The organism is Streptomyces sp. Q2 (assembly GCF_056820935.1).
This window is the reverse complement of sequence record NZ_JBXEJE010000003.1, coordinates 43202-57487: the sequence shown is the minus strand read 5'-3', so window position 1 is coordinate 57487 and position 14286 is coordinate 43202. Positions and strand designations below refer to the sequence as shown.

14 protein-coding genes are annotated in these 14286 nt (G+C 69.5%); 9 read left to right on the top strand and 5 right to left on the bottom strand.

Annotated elements, in window-relative coordinates; genetic code table 11:
- The first annotated feature begins 456 nt into the window (after positions 1–456).
- The 5 genes from ACWBNA_RS04570 to ACWBNA_RS04550 all read left to right on the top strand — a co-directional run bounded on the left by ACWBNA_RS04570 (position 457) and on the right by ACWBNA_RS04550 (position 5154).
- Positions 457–1281: a universal stress protein gene (locus tag ACWBNA_RS04570; protein WP_482702545.1), complete on the top strand. Its 825-nt coding sequence runs from the start codon at positions 457–459 to the stop codon at positions 1279–1281.
- A gap of 529 nt (positions 1282–1810) precedes the next feature.
- Positions 1811–2683: a universal stress protein gene (locus ACWBNA_RS04565; protein WP_482702543.1), complete on the top strand. Its 873-nt coding sequence runs from the start codon at positions 1811–1813 to the stop codon at positions 2681–2683.
- Positions 2684–3026: 343 nt separating this feature from the next.
- Entirely contained in the window at positions 3027–3284 is a 258-nt protein-coding gene (locus ACWBNA_RS04560; protein ID WP_482702541.1) for a hypothetical protein, read from the top strand.
- A gap of 396 nt (positions 3285–3680) precedes the next feature.
- On the top strand, positions 3681–4112 hold the full coding sequence (locus ACWBNA_RS04555; protein ID WP_482702539.1) for an NfeD family protein: 432 nt from the start codon (positions 3681–3683) through the stop codon (positions 4110–4112).
- Between the two features lie 4 nt (positions 4113–4116).
- Positions 4117–5154, top strand: a complete 1038-nt coding sequence (locus ACWBNA_RS04550) for an SPFH domain-containing protein (RefSeq protein WP_482702537.1) — start codon at positions 4117–4119, stop codon at positions 5152–5154.
- A 111-nt stretch (positions 5155–5265) separates the two neighbouring features.
- On the opposite strand, the gene ACWBNA_RS04545 is transcribed toward ACWBNA_RS04550, so the two are convergent.
- Positions 5266–6354, bottom strand: a complete 1089-nt coding sequence (locus ACWBNA_RS04545) for a sensor histidine kinase (protein WP_482702535.1) — start codon at positions 6352–6354, stop codon at positions 5266–5268.
- Positions 6347–7042 (bottom strand): response regulator transcription factor, encoded by a 696-nt coding sequence (locus tag ACWBNA_RS04540; protein WP_482702533.1) that lies wholly within the window; start codon positions 7040–7042, stop codon positions 6347–6349. Before ACWBNA_RS04540 ends, ACWBNA_RS04545 begins: the two co-directional genes overlap by 8 nt.
- 117 nt (positions 7043–7159) lie before the next feature.
- Between ACWBNA_RS04540 and ACWBNA_RS04535 the strand changes: the two genes are divergently transcribed.
- The 4 genes from ACWBNA_RS04535 (at position 7160) to ACWBNA_RS04520 (ending at position 10760) form a co-directional block, all read left to right on the top strand.
- The gene (locus tag ACWBNA_RS04535; RefSeq protein WP_482702531.1) at positions 7160–7834 is read left to right on the top strand and encodes a M15 family metallopeptidase; all 675 of its coding nucleotides are present in this window, start codon (positions 7160–7162) and stop codon (positions 7832–7834) included.
- A 119-nt stretch (positions 7835–7953) separates the two neighbouring features.
- A complete protein-coding gene (locus tag ACWBNA_RS04530; protein ID WP_482702971.1) occupies positions 7954–8940 on the top strand; it encodes an endonuclease/exonuclease/phosphatase family protein in 987 nt (328 codons plus the stop codon).
- Positions 8941–9126: 186 nt separating this feature from the next.
- Positions 9127–9768, top strand: coding sequence for a tetratricopeptide repeat protein (locus tag ACWBNA_RS04525; protein WP_482702529.1), 642 nt, complete (start codon positions 9127–9129; stop codon positions 9766–9768).
- A 353-nt stretch (positions 9769–10121) separates the two neighbouring features.
- The gene (locus tag ACWBNA_RS04520; protein ID WP_482702527.1) at positions 10122–10760 is read left to right on the top strand and encodes a dihydrofolate reductase family protein; all 639 of its coding nucleotides are present in this window, start codon (positions 10122–10124) and stop codon (positions 10758–10760) included.
- Between the two features lie 48 nt (positions 10761–10808).
- Here the strand turns inward: ACWBNA_RS04520 and ACWBNA_RS04515 are convergent, their stop codons facing one another.
- From ACWBNA_RS04515 to ACWBNA_RS04505, 3 genes are all read right to left on the bottom strand, one after another.
- Positions 10809–11990, bottom strand: a complete 1182-nt coding sequence (locus tag ACWBNA_RS04515; protein ID WP_482702969.1) for a PP2C family protein-serine/threonine phosphatase — start codon at positions 11988–11990, stop codon at positions 10809–10811.
- A 232-nt stretch (positions 11991–12222) separates the two neighbouring features.
- Entirely contained in the window at positions 12223–13221 is a 999-nt protein-coding gene (locus tag ACWBNA_RS04510; RefSeq protein ID WP_482702525.1) for an ABC transporter permease, read from the bottom strand.
- 151 nt (positions 13222–13372) lie between these two features.
- Positions 13373–14281, bottom strand: coding sequence for a 5-dehydro-4-deoxyglucarate dehydratase (locus ACWBNA_RS04505; RefSeq protein WP_482702523.1), 909 nt, complete (start codon positions 14279–14281; stop codon positions 13373–13375).
- Positions 14282–14286: the final 5 nt, after the last annotated feature.

The following is a 14286-nucleotide window of genomic DNA, read 5'->3' as shown; positions in this document are numbered from 1 at the left end:
CGACGCCGGGCGGCCCACTTCACCGGACCTGTGACAACAGCACAGGCAGACGGCGGAGATGACGGTCACGATGGCGAGGCCTGTGGTCGTCGGCCCGGACGGTTCGCGCGGGAGTACCGCCGCGGTTCACTGGGCGGTGTCGGGGAAGCCCCGTGCCGAGGACCGCCGCTGCGGCTCTTGCCCGCCGTGAGAGGGCCCTCCTGAGGGCGACGACGGAGAGGTGAGTCGTTTCGTGCGGAGCCGATGCAGGGCTGGATGGCGCACCGCGAGGCCCCGTCCGGCCCCTGTGCGGGCCTGGTGGATCGCAGGAGTCTGGCCTCACAGGACAGGGGAGGCAGGGCCCGCCGGGCCGCTCTCACACACCTGCGCCCACGTCAGCGTGACCGCTGCCTGGCGCCGGTCGGTCGGCACGGCAGGTTCGGCCCCCGGAATCTCGGGACGAGGGGAGGGACCGTCATGGACGGCCCGGTCGTGGTGGGAGTGGACGGCTCGTGGGCGAGTTTCGCCGCGGTGGAGGTCGCGGCGCGTGAGGCGGATCGGCGAGGGCTGGGCCTTCAGTTGACCTACGCCGTCGAGTGGCCCTCGGAACTGGTACCAGCCGGTGTGTCGCCGTGGGATCCGGGCACGACCGGGCCGCGTGGCCGGGAGCACGGCGTGCTGCACGAGGCGGAGCGGCGTGCGCACGAGGCCGCACCCCGGGTGGCGGTCACGTGCGATGTACTCCTGGGCGACCCCTTGAGGGTGTTGGAGGTCGAGTCGCGCCGTGCCTCGCTCACGGTGGTCGGCAGCAGTCGGAGGAGCATGCGCGGGGTCCTGCGGCACGAGTCGGTCGCCGGGCGGCTCGCCGCGCACAGCCCCTCCCCGGTGCTGGTGGTGTGCGGAAGGCCCGAACCGAACGGTCCTGTGGTGCTGGTCCTGGGCACCTCTCCGGCCGCCCGGAAAGCGGCCGAGTTCGCCCTCGCCGAGGCAGCGGCTCGCGGCGTGGGACTTGTGGCGCTGGACTCGCGCCACTCTCAGGCGGGGCCTCGACACGGCGGATCCGTGCAGGCCCTGTCCCGTCTGACGGAGCGGAATCCCGAGGTCACCGTGGAGCGTCGGACGGCCTGGGGGAGCACACGCCGAGCTCTCATCGAGGCGATTCGGGGAGCCCAACTCGTCGTGTTCGGCGCCCACGGCCGGGGCGGACACATGCCCACGCCGGAGAGCTGGACCGGCAGCACGGTACTGCGGCAGGCCCGTTGTCCCGTCGCGGTGGTCCGTGCGGAAGGGGCAACACCGTGACGAGGCCGGTGACCGGCGGAAGCCGTGCGGGGAGAGGCACCGCACGAATGAGGCAGGCGGGCGTGAAAGACGGCTGCGGTCCGGCCTCGGAGAGGTCGCAGCTCTGCCAGGCGTCGCCCCGGGGAAAGGACGGAGCGGGAAGACGAGCCGGATGCCGGATGCCGGAGGCAGGTCGGTTGAGCGCCCGGTCCCACGCTCGATCCGGATGGAGGGGACCGTCGGTGCCCTGAGTGACCCGCGGGGACGTGGCGGCCCAGCCACCCGGCGCATTGCCCACCATCGCCCATTATCGTGAGGAGGTAAGGCGCCTGGTCCGGGTGCTTCCTGTCCGCTCGAGCCGGTCGGAGGCAGCGGTGAACGGAGAACGGCGCGGCCAAGAGCACCAACACTTGCCCAAGCTGCGACCGAACAGGCTTCTGGGGGTCATGAGGGGAGCGGTGGGCAGGGCGTCCGGCGAGCTCATCGTGGATCCCTCGCACGGCCGGGTAGCGGCCCGCTTTGTCGCCCTCGGTGCGGGGCAGTGAGAGCGATGCGTCTCCCCGTGATCGTGGGCGTGGACGGCTCCGAGCCGAGCCTGCGCGCTGTGGACTGGGCAGCGGAGGAGGCTGCGCTGCGCGGACTGCCGCTGCGGTTGGTGTACGCCTCCCTGTGGGAGCGGTATGAACGCGCTGTCTTCGCCGCTGAAGAGGACAGGACGGAGCAGATCCTCAACGGCGTCTTCGTAGCGGCCGCGGTCACGCGTGCCCGGAAGAGGGCCCCCGAGATCGACGTCTCCACCCAGGTGATACCGGACGGGCCGACGACCATTCTGGTACGTGAGGCACACGATGCCACCGTGCTGATCCTGGGGTCCCGCGGTCGCGGCGATGTCGCCGAGCTGCTGCTCGGTTCCGTCAGCCTGACCGTGGCCGGCCGGGCCGACTGTCCCGTGATCGTGGTCCGCGACGGCCCCGATCACGGGACAGGCACACACCGTCGCGTTGTGCTGGGCGTCGGCGAGGAGGCTGCGAGCACGAACGCCGTCCGCTTCGCCATGGAGGAGGCCGAGCTACGGGGCACCGCACTGGAGGCCGTACGCGCCTGGCGGCGTCCGGCGCACGAGACCACCGACCACCCGCTGTTCGCGGGGGAACCGGCGCATGTGCACGAACAGAGGGCGGCAGAGGGGTTGGAAGCCGCGCTTCGCGAAGCCCGGGCGGGCGTGGACTTGCACAGGCGCACGGCCGAAGGCTCCGCCCGCGAGGTGCTCCTGGACGCGTCCCACGGTGCGGACCTGCTCGTCGTGGGGGCTCGGCGTCGCCCGGGGCACTTCGGGCTGCAACTCGGCCGAGTCGCCCACACGATGCTGCACCACGCCGCCTGTCCGGTCGCTGTGGTGCCCCAACGGGTGTCAGAACCCTGACGGGCTGCCCAGAGGCTCACTGCGTGGTGGCGGGCGAGGCGCAGGCGAAGCGCGACCCCGGTACCGGCCGCGATTACGTCAAATCCTCCCGCAACCACGCCATGCCCAGGGCACAGGGTGCCCGCGGGAACCTGGCCCAGCGGGATGGCCGTCTTGGAGGGAACGTTCCGCATGTAGCCCGTCGGGTTCCTCAGGCGCCCTGCGACGCCATCTGCCCATCAGGTGTCTGTTGCGGCGGAGTGCGCCCGGCGGTGCAACCTTGACGTGCGGGTCTCCATTGACATCCTTCTGTGAGGGCGATGGTGCGCACGGCACTCACCCTCCCTTGGTCGAGCGTGCGTCGGTGACGGCGCAGCTCGCCACACCTGGGCCCCATCGGACGGGCACGACAGACCGAGCGCGGCTGGCCCTCAACCCCGGCTACGCCGCCGACCTGGCTGAGGAGGCACGACTGACCGAGCACCCGGGTGCCCGGGTCGCCGCGGCCGTGCTGGCCGTCTCAGTGGAGGACCTCGCCGGCGTACTCGACGAGCGCTTCCTGCACACCGCAGGCACCCGGCAGCGCATTCTGGCCGCCTACGCGCACGACCGCAGCCGCTGAACCAGCCCATGTCGGCCCCGGTCTCCTGCCGCCTCTACGGTCTGCTGCGTCGCGGCCGCGGCCTGCTGCTGGACCCCACCGCACGCCTGACCGTCGGCGGCTGGTCAGACCGGGTCGGTCACCTCACAAGGCACTCCCGCAAGCCGCCCAGCTGGGATCAGACGCCGCCGCTCCGGCCGGCCTGCGGTGAGCAGTTCGTGGATCTTCTCTTATGGGTAAAATTGCGGCAAAGATGTGAATGGACCTGCTTGGCGTGCACATTGCACCCCGGCACTCCTGCACCCTCGATCGTTCGGCGGGTTTCCTTTTTCCCAGGGGTATCGCGGCCGTCCCGTATCGGGGTGCAATGGTCGGAGTCAGGCCCTTCGTCACCGCACTGGTCAGAAGAGGCACGCAATGGATCCATGGCTGATCTGGTTGATCATCGCAGCCGTGTTGGCTGCCGCGGAGATCTTCACGCTTACTGCTGCGCTCGGATTGCTGAGTGCGGCCGCGTTGGTCACGGCGGGGTCCGCCGCGGTCGGGTTGCCACTGCCGTTGCAGTTTTTGGTGTTCACCGTCATCGCTACAGTCACCGTGCTGTTCGTGCGCCCCATTGCGCTGCGCCACGTTCTCCAGCCCCAGACCGAGCGCTTCGGCGTGGACGCGCTGGTCGGCCGGGCCGCCTACGTCGTCACGGAGGTGACGGGCCTGGGCGGCAGGGTCCGTATCGACGGCGAGGAATGGACGGCCCGCGCCTACGACGAGACTCTCGTGATTCCTCCTGGAAAGACCGTTGACGTCATGGAGATCAGCGGCGCCACCGCGATCGTCTACCCCCGGGACTGAAAACATGGAAACCTCGGCGTTCTTGATTGCCGGCCTGATCGTCGCGCTGATCGCGGTTTTCACCGTGGTGCGGGCGGTCCGTATCGTGCCCCAGGCACGCGCTCGTAATGTCGAGCGGCTCGGCCGCTACCACCGGACCCTGACTCCCGGCCTCAGCCTCGTGATCCCTTACATCGATCGTGTTCACCCAGTGATCGACCTGCGTGAGCAGGTTGTTTCCTTCAAACCGCAGCCGGTCATCACCGAGGACAATCTGGTCGTCGAGATCGACACCGTTCTGTATTTCCAGGTCACGGATCCGCGAGCGGCTTTCTACGAGATCGCGAATTTCCTTCAGGCGGTCGAGCAGCTCACCGTCACCACCTTGCGCAACGTGGTGGGCTCAATGGACCTGGAAAAGACGCTCACCTCACGGGACACCATCAACAGCCAGCTCCGTGGCGTGCTGGACGAGGCCACCGGCAAGTGGGGGCTGAGGGTCAACCGGGTGGAGATCAAGGCCATCGATCCTCCGCAGTCCATCAAGGACGCGATGCAGAAGCAGATGCGGGCCGAGCGGGACAAGCGGGCCGCGATTCTCGGCGCCGAGGGACAGCGCCAGTCGCAGATCCTCACCGCCGAAGGCGACAAGCAGGCCGCTGTCCTGCGCGCGGAGGGTAACCGGACCGCTGCGATCCTCCAGGCAGAGGGTCAGTCCCGGGCCATCGACGAGGTGTTCCAGGCCGTACACCGCAACGACCCCGACCCCAAGCTGCTCGCCTACCAGTACCTCCAGACACTGCCTCAGCTCGCGCAAGGCTCGGGCAACAACTTCTGGGTGATCCCCAGCGAGATCACCTCCGCACTGCAGGGCATGTCCCGCGCCTTCACCGAGGTACTGCCCCAGTCGCCGGCCACCCGCGAAAAGCCCTCGGACGACATGGTCGCCCAGGCCGCCAACGACAAGGTTCAGGCGGAAGAAGCCGCTGCCGCGGCCCTCGCCGACGCCGCCAAGGCCGAGGGCGCCAGTCCCGATGCGCTCCCGTCTCACCCGCCCCGCTGACGGAGGGTGGCGAGTTGAGCGCGACGTCGTACGCGTACCCCGGCGAGAGAAGGAACGGCAGGCCGTCCGGCAGATTGCCTCATCCAGCCACGACACCAGATCGCCGGGCCGTTACCTGCCGGCGCTCGGGGCTGTCGCGGGTAGTTCCACAGTGATGCGGATCCCGCCGGCGGAGCGCGGGGTGAGGGTGAGTGTTCCGTCGTGCGCGTGGGTGATGGTTTTGACGATGGCCAGGCCGAGGCCGACGCCGGCGTGATCGGTGTGGATGCGCGCGATCCCGCGCTGGAACGGTTCGGTGAGGGTCGAGACGTGCTGCGGGGTGAGCTGCTCGCCGGTGTTTTCGACAGTGAGCGTCACGGTCCTTGGGCGGACGCTGGTATTGACCCACACGGTGCCCTCTTCAGGCAGGTTGTGGACGATCGCGTTGTGCACGAGGTTCGTGGCCAGCTGCAGCAGGAGTGCGGGCGATCCGCTCGTGGAGGCGATGTCGCCGCTGGTCTCGATGGTGACGCCGTGCTTTTCCGCGAAGGGCAGGAGTGTCTCGGTGGCCTCTTCCGCCACGAGGGACAGGTCGACGACTTCCCTGGTGAAGGATCGCTGCTCGGCGCGGCTGACCAGCAGCAGTGCCTCGGTGAGGTCGATCGCGCGGGTGTTGACCGTGTGGAGGCGGTCGATGAGTTCCCCGATGTCACGGTTCGGATCGGTGCGGGCCACGTCGAGAAGCGCCTTCGAGATCGCCAGCGGGGTGCGCAGCTCGTGAGAGGCGTTGGCGGCGAACCTCTGCTGTTCGGCGACGTGTACTTCGAGCTGCGCGAGCATCGTGTCGAAGGCGTCGGCGAGTTCGCGGAACTCGTCCTTGCGGCCCGGTAGCCGGATCCGGTGGGAGAGGGATCCGGTCGTGGCCATGCGGGTGGCGTCCGTGATGCGGGTCAGGGGGGCGAGCATGCGTCCGGCGAGCAGCCAGCCTCCCAGGAGACCGAACGCCAGCAGGAACGCCATGACCACAGCCGCCCCCGACGCGAAGTTGAGTGCGAGCTCGGAGCGGACCTGCAATCCGCCGACGCCGGCTTTCACTTCGGGCAGGTCCCTCAGCAGGAAGACCCACACCGCCGCGACCATCAGGACACCGGTGAGCATGAGGAATCCGGCGTAGCTGAGGGTGAGCTTGAGGCGAACGCTCAGCCCAGGCGCCCTATCCACACTCGTCTCCCTGGTCTCCGGCCTCCGGTTGTGTGTCGATGCGGTAGCCGACGCCCGGCACGGTGGCGATGATCCAGGGTTCGCCGAGACGCTTGCGCAGCGCCGAGACGGTGATGCGCACGGCGTTGGTGAACGGGTCGGCGTTCTCGTCCCACGCGCGTTCCAGGAGCTCTTCGGCGCTGACGACACCGCCCTCCGCAGCGACGAGGACGTCGAGCACCGCGAACTGCTTCCTGGTCAGCGCGACATAGCGGCCGTCCCGGTAGACCTCGCGGCGGAACGGGTCAAGGCGCAGCCCTGCGATCTCCCGCACGGGTGGCCTGAGATGGGCCCGCCTGCGGTCGAGTGCTCTGAGTCTGAGTGCGAGTTCCTGGAGCTCGAAGGGTTTCGTCAGGTAGTCGTCCGCGCCGAGTTCGAACCCGGAGACCTTGTCGTCGAGCCGGTCGGCCGCGGTGAGCATGAGGATCGGCATGCCGGTGCCGGAGGCGACGATGCGTCGAGCGATCTCGTCACCGGACGGTCCGGGGATGTCGCGGTCGAGGACGGCGATGTCGTAGGTGTTGATGCTCAGCCTTACCAGAGCGGTGTCGCCGTCACCCGCGATATCGGCCGCGATCGCTTCCAGGCGCAGACCGTCGCGGATGGCTTCTGCCAGAAAGGGTTCGTCCTCGACGATCAGCACACGCATGTCAGCAAGGCTACGAGGCGGTACATATCGTCGGCATATCGAAAACCGCATACGTGCCGGCAACACCGAGCTGCCTTGACTGGCGGCATGCATCGAACACCGCCCTCAGCGCGAACGATGAGCCGCCGGACGGCATGGCTCGTTGGCGTCAGCCTGTTCGTCGTCACAGCAGTGATCACCGCAGTCCTCTGCCACCAGGTGGCGAAGTCTTCTTCCTCATCGGCCGTCTTGCCCGCCGCGGGCGCACCACCCTCGACGTCCTCCCCGGCCGAACCACCCTTGAAGCCGTCCTCGAACGCCGCCCCACATGCCTCTCGCGGTGAGCACCGGGGCGTGCCCGGCGAGGCGGACGGTGTCGTCCCCGACGGCGTGACGGTCTTCGACGACGAGATGATGGCCGTGGCCAACCTCGATCCGGACCTGCTCAAGGCCCTCCGCCAGGCGGCAACGGCTGCCGCGGACGGCCACGTCGAGTTCTACGTCAACAGCGGCTGGCGTTCCCCGGAGTACGAAAATCTGCTTCTCCACGAGGCGGTCTCGACGTACGGGTCCGAGGACGAGGCCGCCCGATGGGTGGCCACCGCGGAGACGTCCCCGCACGTGTCCGGGGACGCGGCCGACATCGGGCGCTCCGACGCGACGGCGTGGCTGTCCGAGCACGGTGCCGAGTACGGGCTGTGCCAGATCTACCAGAACGAACCTTGGCACTACGAGCTGCGCACCGATGCGATCGACGGTGGCTGCCCACGTATGTACGCCGACCCCACCCAGGACCCGAGGATGCAGCAGTGACCGGCAGTGAACGAGAACTGACGACGGTGCAGGTCGACACGGCGGACCAGACCGGACAGGAAAGCGAGGGCCGCCGGGACACCGGCCCCGGTGCCTGGCGCGCGGGCATCCGCCGGGCGATCCGTATCGGCTCCCGGCAGGGTCCCTGGAAGCGCGGCCTGGTGCTCGCGGCGCTGGCACTGCTGCTGGGCCTGTCCATGCTGCTCCACGCGAAGATCCCGAACCGGATCGGACACCTCGGCAGCCTGGTGGAGACCTTCCTGCCGTGGTTCGGCCTGTTCATCCCGGTGCTGCTGGCCGGGGCGCTGTGGCGCCGCTCCGCGTCCGCGGTGACCGCGCTGCTGCTGCCGGTCTTGGTGTGGGTGAACCTCTTCGGCGGGCTGCTCAGCGACAAGTCCCACGCGGGCAGCGACCTCACCGTGGTCAGCCACAACGTCGCCGCCGACAACACCGACCCGGCGGGCACGGCCCGCGACCTGGCCGCCTCCGGGGCGGACGTGCTGGCCCTGGAGGAGATCACCCAGCAGGCGAGGCCGCTGTACGAGAAGGAGCTGGCGACGGCGTATCCGCACCACACGGTGCAGGGCACGGTAGGGCTGTGGAGCAAGCTGCCGCTGTCGGACACGCGGCCGGTCGACATCAAGACGGACTACGGGCCGCTGGCGGACACCAAACCGGCCGACGTCAAGATGGTCTACAACCGGGCTCTGCGCACCACGGTGGCGACGGACCAGGGCCCGCTGGCGGTGTACGTGGCCCACCTGGGTTCCGCACGGGTGAATCCCAGAGGCGGCTTCGCGACGGACCACCGGGACCGTGGCGCGCAGGCGCTCGGCGAGGCCATCGCCGCCGAGCGGAACGAGCGGGTGGTGCTGCTCGGCGACCTGAACGGCACCACGGACGACCGCGCGTTCGCCGGCCTCACCTCGCAGCTGCGCTCGGCCCAGGACGCGGCCGGCGACGGCTTCGGCTTCACCTGGCCGGCACGGTTCCCGGTGGTGCGGATCGACCAGATCCTGGTCAACGGCGTAAAGCCGGAAAGCTCGTGGTCGCTGCCGGCCACGGGCAGTGACCACCTGCCGGTGGCGGCCGGAATCAGCTGGTGAACACCGCCTGCAGGCAGACCGGCCGGCGTGCCGCTGTCGTCACCATGACACCGAGCCGCACCACTCCAGACAGCCACCCGGGCAATGTCCATCCCTGCGCCGCGCTCACGCCAAAACGTGGATGGCCGACAACCATCTGCCGGCAGCCCCGACGCGGGAGTCATCCACGGCGGGGAGGGACGGGGCATGCCGGAGCAAGACCGGATCGAACGGGCGCGGGAACCGTACGAGTTGGCGATGTTCGGCGGGGACACGTCCGCACTGGTCACGGCCGATCAGGAGCTGGACGCGGTCGAGGCGCCGATCGCGCTGGAACGCGGAAAACTGCTGCACGTGCGTTTCCTCAACGATCGGCGGGAGGACTCGCAGGAGCTGGTGCTGTTCGAGCGTGCCGCCGAGCTGTACCACCGCCTCGATGATGCGGGCGGTGAGGCCGACGCGCTGTTCTGGATCGGTTGCTGGCACCAGGTGGTACGCGATGACAGTGCCACCGGCAGACCGTACTTCGAGAGGTCGTATGCGCTGGCGCAATCCGTCGGCGACCAGAAGACCATGTCCTACGCGGCGCGCCATCTCGGCTTCGCCGAGCAGGAAGCCGGTCGGTTCGAGCAGGCCCGCGAGCTGCTGGCCGAATCGGTGACACTGCGCCGCAGGATTGGGTTCATGCCCGGCGTGACCGCGGGCCTGGTGGCGCTTGGCTACCTGTCCGCCGAGACTGGCGAGCGCGAAGCGGCCGTCGGGTACCTCGACGAGGCGCAGACCACCGCCGAACAGTGCGGCGCCAAGGGTGTGCTGGGATGGATCGAGCAGGCGCGCAACGAAATCTGATTCATGGCCGAGCGGCACGGCAGCCAAGCGCCATGACCTCACCGTGCAGGTTGTGCTCTCGCATGAGGCTGGTGTCACGCCGACTGGCACCCCGCGGGAACCGCGCCAACAGTCCCGGCGTGCGACGACGGCCCCCACCCGAGGACTGGGCAGGGCGCCGTCTCGGCGGTGTGGGTCGACTGCTCGTCGATGTCGCGCCTCGCCCGCGCCCCCGCGCCGCGCACTCGGCGCCAGGGCGCGGTGCCGGGCACCAGTGCGGCCCGCCGAAAAACATGCGCGGGAATGTCGATCCCGGCAGGCTCTGTACGACGCAGGGGTGAGAGAACGACATCAACACGCGAGAGGTGAAGGCCATGCCCAAGGTCCGCGTACACAACGTGACGATCTCCCTCGACGGCTTCGCGGCCGGCGCGAACCAGCGACTGGACGCGCCGTTCGGTGACGGCGTCGGCTGGGGTGACGACCTGCACAGCTGGTTCGTCTCCGCGATGGAGGATTCCGCCGCGGGCAAGACCTCGGTCGACGTCGACTACTTCGTCCGCGGCGACCAGAACATCGGCGCCACGATCATGGGGCGGAACATGTTCGGCCCGCAGCGCGGACCGTGGGAGGACCAGTCCTGGAAGGGCTGGTGGGGCGACAACCCGCCCTACCACCACGACGTTTTCGTGCACACCCATCATCTGCGCCCGACGCTGGAGATGACCGGCGGAACGACCTTCCACTTCACCGACGAACCGCTGGAGACGGTGCTCCAGCGCGCGTTCGACGCCGCGGGCGGCAAAGACGTCCGGATCGGCGGCGGCGCGGCGGTCATCCAGCAGTATCTGCGCGCCAGGCTCATCGACGAGCTCCACCTGGTGATCGCGCCGATGCTCATCGGGCGCGGGGAGCGGCTGCTCGACAATCTGGGTGACGGGATCGACGGCTACCGGGTGTCCGAGATGGTCGGCTCGCCGAACGTCACGCACGCGGTGCTGGTCCGCCGCTGACGCGCGGGGTCAGGGTTCGCCGGGGTGGGTGTGAGCTCGGGCGCCAGGTCATAGGCGGATGACGATCAGGGCGATGTCGTCGCGGGCGCCGCTGCTGACGCCGAGGCGCGCGAGCAGGGCGTCGGCGACCCGTTCGGGGTGGTGGCGGGCATGGAGGGCGAGCGCGTCGGTGAGGCGTTGCAGGCCGGCATCGATGTCCTCGCCGCGGCGTTCGATGAGACCGTCGGTGTAGAGCACGAAGGTGTCGCCAGGGGCGTAGGGCAGGTCGGCCTGGAGGCGGGGGACGGGTTTGGGGCGTGCCCCCAGCGGAGGGTCGGTGGCCTGGTCGAGAAGCTCGCAGGTGCCGTCCGGGTGGAGCAGGACGGGGGGCGGGTGGCCGGCGCTGCTGTACATGATGCGGCGAGCGTGGGTGTCGACGACGGCTTGGACGACGGTCGTGGCCAGTGCACCTTCCACGTAGCGTGAATACAGGCCCAGGACGTCCAGGGCCCTCGCAGGCCCTTCGACGGCCCGGACGACGGCCGACAACGCGCTGCGGAGCATGCCCATGACGGCGGCGGCCTCCAGGCCGTGGCCGACGACGTCGCCGACCGCGACGGCGAATCGGCTCTCGGGCAGGTCGACCACCTCGTACCAGTCGCCGCACACGTTCAGTGACCCGGCGGCGGGCAGGTAGCGCACCGCGGTGTCCCGGTGCCGGGACAGGTGGGGCGAGTGGAGCATGGCCTCCTGCAAGGTCACGGCGACCTCGCGTTCCCGGGCGTGGGCTTGGCGCAGTTCCTCGTTCAGTCGCTTGAGCTCGCGCGCCCGCGCGTACAGTTCGACCTCCATGACCTCCACGTCGCTGAGCGCCCCGCCTCCCTGCGTGCGAGGGTGGGAGAGGATGAACGAGGTCACGTCCTCGCCCCGGTGGAGGATCCACTCCACCTGCCCGTCCGGCCCGAGCACCGGTGTGTTGATCGCGGACCACCACCGCTCCTCGAACACGCCGGGCCGGTCGGCCACCGGGATGTCGTATTTCATCGGCGCCATCGTGTCCGCCTCCCTCGAGCGCAGGACCCGGTGCAGGGAGGCGTGCAGATTCCGCACCCCGTCGGCGTCAGGGTCCGCCGGATTCTCGGGGAAGGCATCGAAGAGGTACTGCCCGAGCAGATCCTCCCGAGTACGGCCGGTCACTCGACAGGCTGCCTTGTTGATGTCGGCGAGCACCAGATCCGGGCCCAGCACCATACAGGGGCTGGGGGTGACCGTGAACAGCGCCTGGTAGTCGATCCCCGGCCTCGCCCCATGCTGCGGCCGAGCATCCTCATCAGGGCTGTTCTCGTCCCTCACCCTTACGTTCTACCGTTCGTCGGCGCCCTCGGCACCTGGGCGCACACTTACTCTCGGCCCGTGAGCATCTACCAGGGTCCCGAGGGTGCGGCCGGGTCGGACAGGTGGTGCAGGAAGGCCGCTGTCCACATCAGGTGGCCTCCTTGCGCGGTGCACGGCGGCGGGTCAGGCGGGTGCGGAGGCCGAGCCGTCCGCCGGTCACGACCAGGGCGACGATCAGGACGAGACCGGTGAACAGGCTGGGGGCCCACTGGGCGGAGGTCGCGAGGCCGAGGCCCACCGTCCCGGTGCCCAGCAGGAGGACCGCGATGATCGTGCCCCAGGAGTTGAAGCGGCCCGCGCGGAGCTGGGTGGCGCCGACGAAGGCGGCGGCGTACGACGACAGCAGATAGGGCGTGCCGGCCTCGGGAGAGCCCGAGCCGATCTGCGAGGCGAAGACGACGCCCGCGCATCCGGCGATGGCCGAGGACGCGACGAGGGTGAGGAAGCGAAGACGGTCGGTGGGCACGCCCTGCAGACGTGCGGCGTCCGAGTTGAAGCCGGTCGCGTACAGGCGGCGCCCGGTCGCGGTGTGCTCCAGGACGAACCACAGCGCGACCGCCACCACCAGGAGGTAGAGCACGGGGATGGTGAAGCCGCCCGCGCTCTTCTGCCCGATGCTCGCGAAGGGTTCACGCAGGAGTATGACGCCGGTGATCGACGTGCCGTCGGTGAACCTGGTGATGAATGCCTGGATGAGCGACCCGGTCGCCAGTGTCGCGATGAACGAGTCGACCCGCAGGGTCACCACGACGATTCCGTTGATCACGCCGATCATCAGGGCGGTGCCCAGGGCGAGGGCGATCGCGCCCGTGGCGCCGATGTCCGTGGACACGATCACCTTGGCGGTGATGACTCCGCTCAGCGACATCGTGTAGGCGAGTGACAGGTCGAAGACGCGCGCGGCCAACGGCGGCACCACGCTCAACGCGACCAGGCCGGTCACCGCGTTGCTGTTGAGTATCTGCTGGAACGTCTGCCAGGTGGGAAACGTGTCCGGCGCCCAGAACGAGAACACCACGATGATCACGATCCACTCGCCTACCAGTACGGCGACATCGCCCTGCGCATCGCGGGAGTGCGCCCGCACGGCGGCACGGTGGCGGGGGAGGATCCGGAGAATCCCTGATCGAGGGACGGCGCGACCGACGGCCTCGCCGTCATCGGATTCCTTTGGTGGATACCTCCGGGCACGCAGGATCCTCAACGAGCCCAAAGCCGACGAAGCCGTCCCCCGTCGGTCAGTCGAGTACGGAACGTCCCTCGGCGACGATGGCGGCGAGTTCCTCGACCTCCGGGTCGGTGAGGGGCGTCAGCGGCGGACGGACCGGCCCGGCTTTGACGCCGGAGAGGGTCACGCCCGCCTTCACCAGCGACACGGCGTATCCAGGCACCCGTCGGCGCAGTCGGACCAGGGGATGGAAGAAGGTCCGCTGCAGCGCGTCGATCCGTGCCTGGTCGCCCTCCTCGATCGCGCGGTGGAAGGCGAGGGAGATGTCCGGCGCGAAGGCGAAGGCGGCCGAGGAGTACAGCTCGACGCCCAGTGCCCGGTAGGCCTGTTGGCTGGCCTCGGCCGTGGGCATGCCGTTGAAGAACTGGAAGCTCTTGCCGGACGCGCTCAGCGCGTCACGTACGGCGGGGACGATCCGTGCGACGAGGTCGAGGTCGCCGGTGCCGTCCTTCAGGCCCGTCACGGTCGGCAGCTGGGCCACCTCCGCCGCCGAGGCCTCGTCGAAGCGGGCGTTGGCCCGGCTGTAGACGATCATTGGGAGGTCCGTCTCCTGGCCGACCGCACGGGCGTAGGCGACGAGTCCCGCAGCGGGTGACTCGACGAGGTAGGGCGGCATGAGCAGGAGACCGTCCGCGCCGGCCTCGGCCGCGGCACGGGCGAACTGCCGGGCCAGGCCCAGCGCGCCCCCGGCTCCGGCGTACACCGGGACGCGTCCGGCCGCCGCGTCGACGGCGGTACGCACGACCTCGGCATACTCCTCGCGGTCCAGGGCGTGGAACTCGCCGGTGCCGCAGGCGACGAACACGCCGCCCGGTCCGGCGTCGACCCCCACCGTGACGTGCTGGTGCAGGGCATCGAGGTCGACGTCACCGGAGGCGGTGAAGGGGGTGACGGGGAAGAAGAGAACGCCTTCGAGCACGAGTG

Coding starts and splice junctions, on each gene's coding strand:
- ACWBNA_RS04550 (WP_482702537.1), top strand. CDS start 4,117: ATGGAAACCTCGGCGTTCTTGATTGCCGGCCTGATCGTCGCGCTGATC.
- ACWBNA_RS04565 (WP_482702543.1), top strand. CDS start 1,811: ATGCGTCTCCCCGTGATCGTGGGCGTGGACGGCTCCGAGCCGAGCCTG.
- ACWBNA_RS04570 (WP_482702545.1), top strand. CDS start 457: ATGGACGGCCCGGTCGTGGTGGGAGTGGACGGCTCGTGGGCGAGTTTC.
- ACWBNA_RS04535 (WP_482702531.1), top strand. CDS start 7,160: ATGAGCCGCCGGACGGCATGGCTCGTTGGCGTCAGCCTGTTCGTCGTC.
- ACWBNA_RS04520 (WP_482702527.1), top strand. CDS start 10,122: ATGCCCAAGGTCCGCGTACACAACGTGACGATCTCCCTCGACGGCTTC.
- ACWBNA_RS04540 (WP_482702533.1), bottom strand. CDS start 7,042: ATGCGTGTGCTGATCGTCGAGGACGAACCCTTTCTGGCAGAAGCCATC.
- ACWBNA_RS04555 (WP_482702539.1), top strand. CDS start 3,681: ATGGATCCATGGCTGATCTGGTTGATCATCGCAGCCGTGTTGGCTGCC.
- ACWBNA_RS04525 (WP_482702529.1), top strand. CDS start 9,127: ATGCCGGAGCAAGACCGGATCGAACGGGCGCGGGAACCGTACGAGTTG.
- ACWBNA_RS04515 (WP_482702969.1), bottom strand. CDS start 11,990: ATGGTGCTGGGCCCGGATCTGGTGCTCGCCGACATCAACAAGGCAGCC.